Source organism: Azospirillum sp. B4, assembly GCF_000333275.1.
Classification (GTDB): domain Bacteria; phylum Pseudomonadota; class Alphaproteobacteria; order Azospirillales; family Azospirillaceae; genus Nitrospirillum.
This window is the reverse complement of sequence record NZ_BACU01000048.1, coordinates 1-5264: the sequence shown is the minus strand read 5'-3', so window position 1 is coordinate 5264 and position 5264 is coordinate 1. Positions and strand designations below refer to the sequence as shown.

Annotated in this window: 6 protein-coding genes; 3 read left to right on the top strand and 3 right to left on the bottom strand. The window is 68.2% G+C overall.

What is annotated here, in order from left to right; all coding sequences use genetic code 11:
- Positions 1-707 (top strand): DMT family transporter (locus I55_RS02020; protein ID WP_044558791.1); only part of this gene is annotated, 707 nt, incomplete at its 5' end.
- Here I55_RS02020 and I55_RS02015 read toward each other — a convergent pair.
- The 3 genes from I55_RS02015 to I55_RS02005 form a co-directional block, all read right to left on the bottom strand.
- Positions 689-1675 (bottom strand): Hsp33 family molecular chaperone HslO, encoded by a 987-nt coding sequence (locus I55_RS02015; RefSeq protein WP_044558790.1) that lies wholly within the window; start codon positions 1673-1675, stop codon positions 689-691. The two genes, I55_RS02020 and I55_RS02015, sit on opposite strands and share 19 nt — an antisense overlap.
- 98 nt (positions 1676-1773) lie before the next feature.
- Entirely contained in the window at positions 1774-2700 is a 927-nt protein-coding gene (gene argF / locus I55_RS02010) for an ornithine carbamoyltransferase (RefSeq protein ID WP_044558789.1), read from the bottom strand.
- Between the two features lie 14 nt (positions 2701-2714).
- The gene (locus I55_RS02005; protein ID WP_044558788.1) at positions 2715-3887 is read right to left on the bottom strand and encodes an aspartate aminotransferase family protein; all 1173 of its coding nucleotides are present in this window, start codon (positions 3885-3887) and stop codon (positions 2715-2717) included.
- A 410-nt stretch (positions 3888-4297) separates the two neighbouring features.
- Here I55_RS02005 and I55_RS02000 point away from each other — a divergent pair, with 410 nt between their 5' ends.
- Together I55_RS02000 and I55_RS01995 are read left to right on the top strand one after the other, a co-directional pair.
- Positions 4298-4711, top strand: a complete 414-nt coding sequence (locus I55_RS02000) for a polymer-forming cytoskeletal protein (RefSeq protein WP_044558787.1) — start codon at positions 4298-4300, stop codon at positions 4709-4711.
- Between the two features lie 244 nt (positions 4712-4955).
- Positions 4956-5264, top strand: a 309-nt coding sequence (locus I55_RS01995; RefSeq protein WP_044558786.1) for a helix-turn-helix transcriptional regulator, incomplete at its 3' end; no start/stop codon positions are given.

The following is a 5264-nucleotide window of genomic DNA, read 5'->3' as shown; positions in this document are numbered from 1 at the left end:
TCGGCATGGTGTTGTTCAACGTTTTCCTGATGTATGGCCTGCGGGGCACCAGCGCCACCACCGCCGGCATCCTGACCAGCACCATTCCCGCCGTCACCGCCCTGTGCGCCGCCGTCATCCTGCGGGAGCGGCTGACCCTGCGGAATGGCGCCGCCATCGCCCTGGCCATGGCCGGGATCGCGGCGCTGAACCTCGCCTCCCCCGGTGAAGGCGGCGCGGGCGACACGCTGCGCGGCAACGCCCTGGTCATGGGGGCCGTGGTGTCGGAGGGGCTGTACAATGTCTATGCCCGCCGGCTGGGCGGCGTGTCGCCCCTGGCCGTAACCTTCCTGGCCAACCTGATGGCGGCCACGCTGGCCCTGCCCTTCGCCCTGCTGACGGCGCGGGGGATGCCCCTAGCCACCCTGTGGGGCGCCCTGTCGCCGGGCGCCTGGGCGCTTTACGCCGCGGCCTCGCTGGGCAACGGCCTGGTGGCGGTGGTGTTCTGGCTGCGCGGGGCAGCCCGCATCCCGGCCAGCCGTAGCGGCCTGTTCACGGGCCTGCTGCCGGTCACCGTGCTGGTTCCATCCCTGTTCCTGCTGGGCGAGCGGCCGACCCTGGCCCACGCCTTGGGCCTGGCGGGGGTGCTGGCCGGCATCGCCGTGGGCGTCATGCCCCCGCGATCCCGACCAGCCGACACCGCGCCGCCTCAGGAAGCCGGGCTGTAGACGGCCTCAAGCTCGGCGTCGTCGAAGCGGTAGTGGGTGCTGCAGAACTCGCAGGCCACATCCACCGCGCCATCCACCTTCAGCTCCGCCACTTCCTCGCGCGGCAGGGACTGCAACACCGTCACCACGCGGTCCCGTGAGCAGCGGCACTGCGCCGCCAGCCCATGGGGCTCATAGGCGCGCACCTCTTCCTCATGGAACAGGCGGTACAGCACGTCGTTCACCGGCAGCGCCGGGTCCAGCACCTCGGCCGGGGTGACGGTGGAGAGCAGGGCCATGGCCCGCCGCCAGTCGTCCTCCAGGTCGCTGGGCTTGTGCTCCGTCGCGGCGCCGCCGGCGTCTTCGTCAGGAAGGGCCTGCAGCATGATGGCGCCGCCGGCCCAGGTGCCGTCCGCCCCATCGCTGCGGCCGGCATGGACCACGATGCCCGTGGCCAGCTGCTCCGACTGGGTGAAGTAGTGGCGCACGCAGTCGTCCATGCGCTCGCCCTCCAGGCCAACGATGCCCTGGTAGCGCTGGGTATGCTCCCCCTGGTCGACGGTGAAGGCCAGGTAGCCCTTGCCCAACAGGGCCGGCACGGGGGCCCAGGGGCCAGAGGCCGCACCCGGGGCGTCCAGGACGGCCTTCAGCGCGTCCTCGTCGAACTGGGCGTAGCCGCGCACGGCGCCGGCGCTGGTGACGTCGGCCACCATCAGGCTGATGGGACCGTCGCCCTTGGTCTGCAGGGTGAAGACGCCCTCGTACTTCAGCGCCGCCGCCAGCGTCACCGCCAGGGTGATGGTCTCCGCCAGCATCTGGGCGACCGGGCCGGGATAGGCGTGGCGGCCCAGGATCTCGTCCAGCACCGGGCCCAGGCGCACCATGCGGCCGCGCAGGTTGGAGCGGTCCAGCTGGAAGGGCTGCACCACGTCGAGGTGCACCAGGTCAAGGTCGGGGGACACGTGGGTGGAAACGGTGGCGGTGGTCATGATCGCTTACCCCAAAAACAAAGGCGCCCGACCGGGGTCAACCGATCGGGGCCTCATAAAAATCAAGGCCGGACAGCCTGGGACCGGTGCCGGAACGATCAGGCGTTCAGGCACCAGGCCAGGATGCCCTTCTGGGCATGCAGGCGGTTCTCCGCCTCGTCCCAGACGACGGACTGCGGACCATCGATGACGGAGGTGGTCACCTCCTCCTCCCGATGGGCCGGCAGGCAATGCATGAATATGGCGTCGGGGGAGGCCAGTTTCATCAGCCCGTCATTGACCTGGAAGGGGGCCAGCAATGCCATGCGCGCGGGCGCATCCTTGTGATGCATTGAAACCCAGGTGTCGGTCACCACGATGTCCGCCCCCTCCGCGGCGGCGCGCGGATCCGCCGTCACCACCAGGCGGGCGCCCTCGGCGGCCGCCCAGGCCACCGTCTCGGCCGTGGGCTGCAGGCTGACGGGGGCCGCCACCCGCATCTCGAAGCCGAAGCGGGCGGCCGCGTGGATCCAGCTCTGGCAGACGTTGTTGGCATCGCCGCTCCAGCAGACGACGCGGCCCTCGATGGACCCGCGCTTCTCCTCGAACGTCATGATGTCCGCCATGATCTGGCAGGGGTGGGAGGTGTCGGTCAGGCCGTTGATGACGGGGATGCTGGCCGCCCCCGCCATCTCATGCACCTTGGTCTCATGGTCCGTGCGGATCATGATGACGTTGACGAAGCGCGACAGCACGCGGGCCGTGTCGGCGATGGTCTCGCCGTGGCCCAACTGGATCTCCCGCCCCGTCAGGGTGATGACCTCGCCCCCCAGCTGACGCATCCCGACCTCGAACGAGACGCGGGTGCGGGTGGACGGCTTCTCGAAAATATTGGCCAGCGTCAGGCCCCGGAAGGGCTGTGGCTGGGCGGGGGTGCCGCAGGTCTTCTTCAGCTCCAGCCCTCGGTTCAGGATGTCGCGCAGCGTGGCCGTGTCGAAGTCACTGATATCCAGGAAATGCCGGACGGTTTTCTCAGTCATTGTCATGGCGAGGGCTCCCGTCAGGCCGCCAGGGCCGCACAGGTGCGGTCCAGGATGGCCACGGCCTCCTCGATCTCGGCCTCGCCGACAATCAGGGGCGGCAGGATGCGGATGACGTTGTCGGCGGCGGACACCACCAGCATGTTGTTGTCACGCAGGGCCGTGACCATGTCGCCCGCCGGAACCACGCATTTCAGGCCCAGGATCAGGCCCTTGCCGCGCACACTGTCCAGCACCGTGGGATGGCGTCGCACCAGGGCTTCCAGCTTGCCCCACAGCAAGTCGCCCTTGGCGACGACGTTGTCCAGGAAGCCCGGCTGCGTCATCACGTCCAGCACGGCGTTGCCCACGGCCATGGCCAGCGGGTTGCCGCCGAAGGTGCTGCCGTGGGTGCCGGCCACCATGCCCTGGGCGGCCTTCTCGGTGGCCAGGCAGGCGCCCAGCGGGAAACCGCCACCGATGCCCTTGGCGATGCACATCACGTCCGGCGTGACGCCCGCCCACTCATGGGCGAACAGCTTGCCGGACCGGCCCATGCCGGACTGGATCTCGTCGAAGAACAGCAGCAGGCCGTATTCGTCGCAGATGGCGCGCAGCGAACGCAGGTAGTCCAGGCTGGCCGGACGCATGCCGCCCTCACCCAGGATGGGCTCCACCAGGATGGCGCCCGTCTCCGGCGTGATGGCCGCGCGCAGCTCGTTCAAATTGTCGTAGGCGACCCGGTCGAAGCTGTCCAGCAGGGGGCCGAAGCCCTTCACCATCTTGTCCTGGCCGCTGGCGGCGATGGCCGTCATGGTGCGTCCGTGGAAGTTGCCACCGGCGACGATGAAGCGCGTCTTCTCCGGATGCCCGGTCTCATAATGGTATTTGCGGACCAGCTTGACGCCGCATTCCCAGGCTTCCACACCGGAATTGGTGAAGAACATGGTGTCGGCGAAGGTCAGTTCCTTCAGGCGGCTGGCCAGCTTCTCCTGCCCCGCCACGCGGAACAGGTTGGAGGTGTGCCACAGCTTGTGCGCCTGCTCGGTCAGCTTCTCCACCAGGTAGGGGTGGGCATGGCCCAGGGCGTTCACCGCGATGCCGCTGGTGAAATCCAGGAATCGTCGGCCGGTGGTGTCGTAAAGGAAGCAGCCCTCACCCCGTTCGAACACAACGTCGATCCGGGAATAGGTCGGCATCACGACAGGAATCACGGCCAGACACTCCTTTAATTCTCAAGGCGCGTTACACGAAATTATAACAAAGTCCGGGCCACCCACGGCGCCCGAACCGAGGTTTGGAACCGCCGACTATTGTGCGCTGCAAGGCCCCCGTCAATCGCAACCCGCCCCTTCTTGCGAATTCCCTGCCATGCGCATCCGGTACGGGGGCGGAACCGTCGGCCGACGCGAAGGGGAATGCAAGGCGAAAGGCCAGCGCGCGAATCCCGGGAGATGTTGCGAAAAGCCCCAGAAACGCTTAAGAGTTTCGAAGCGTCCGGCCCGTTTCGGCGGGGGTGGAGACGCGTCATGGGGATGCCGGCCGTGCCGGGTGATTTTTAGATGCCGGCCTACGCCGGATAGTTTTTTAGCTTCCGGCCTACGCCGGACTATGAGGGGGACCGATGGCCAGTGACATCCTCGATCCGCGCAGCTTTCTGCGGCCGGGCCTGAACGGCGGACCGCAGGCGGAGACGACGCCCGACCTGGGCGGCGGCGTCACCACCATCTCGCCCGAGGCGCGCATCGAAGGCGCCAAGATTTCCCACTGCCACACCCTGCATGTCGCCGGTCGCCTGGTCGATGTGACCCTGAACGAGGTGAAGGTGCTGGAGGTGGCCGAGGGGGGCCACTTCGAGGGCACCGCCGTGGTGGAAAGCATGAAGGTTTCCGGCCGCGCCACCGGCACCATCGAGGTGACGGGCACCCTGTCCATCGGTGAGACCGGCCAGGTGGACGGCACCATCCGCTACGGCCGCATCAGCATCGCCGACGGCGGCTCCATCTCCGGCACCATCCAGAGCGGCAAGTCGCATTGATACAACAGCATTTGAGCGCGACCGCTCAAATGCCCCTCAGGCGCCGGGCGCCAGCATCCGCTGGCTTGGCTTCCTCGGTTTCCAGTCCGCTACGCTTCCCAGAAACCTCCGGCGGCTGCAGTCGCAGCCCATAACGGCATGAGTCATGAACTCATGCCGATGGTTAAATGATAGCGCCGTGAATGCTGGTACGGTTCAGGGGCGGCCTTCGGGTCGCCCTTTTGTTTTTGGCGGGAGGGTCGCCATGCACGAAAGCCGCACCGTTGGCCGTGACCTGCGGCGCCTGCGCCGGATGCGCGGGCTGAAGCAGGGCCACGTGGCCGACATGCTGGGCGTGACCCAGGCCACGGTTTCGCGCTGGGAACGCGGCCTGGCCTGGCCGGACGAGGACCACGCCGTGCGCATCGCCCGGTTGCTGGGCAAGGGCCTGGGGACGGCCCATCCCGGCCAGGACGGCGCCCTGAAGCGGCTGGTGCGGCGGTCACGCGACCCGGTGCACCTGATCTGCGACCGCAGCCACCGCCTGCGGCGGCATCAAGCGCGCGGAGGCGAA